Here is a 274-nt window from a genome sequence, read left to right as displayed (position 1 = left end):
TATCATTGAACCGGCTGCTCAAACAGCAGTAGTAGCGTATAACAAAGGAAAAGAAATAAACAATGCTATTGTAGACGCAGAGAATAAAGCAGAGCAAGAAGCAAAAGAAAAGGGAAAATCAGCTATAGAAATTGAGGCTGCCAAAAAAGAAGCACGTGAAGCAATAGAGAAAAGTAAAAAAGGTGAAATCGCTGCAGCTGCAGTTACAAAAACGAAAGAGTATGATCTTATGAAAGTGATTGATCCTGAAAAAATAAAAAAAACATATAATACT

At 34.7% G+C, this 274-nt stretch carries 1 pseudogene; it reads left to right on the top strand.

Going from position 1 to position 274, the window contains the following annotated elements:
• Positions 1 to 274 (top strand): annotated as a pseudogene (locus ACS2CR_RS34555) (hemolysin BL lytic component L2); the annotation flags it as partial.

It is taken from the genome of Bacillus cereus group sp. BceL291, assembly GCF_051776705.1.
GTDB lineage: Bacteria > Bacillota > Bacilli > Bacillales > Bacillaceae_G > Bacillus_A > Bacillus_A cereus.
This window is presented reverse-complemented; position numbering and strand designations above follow the sequence as displayed.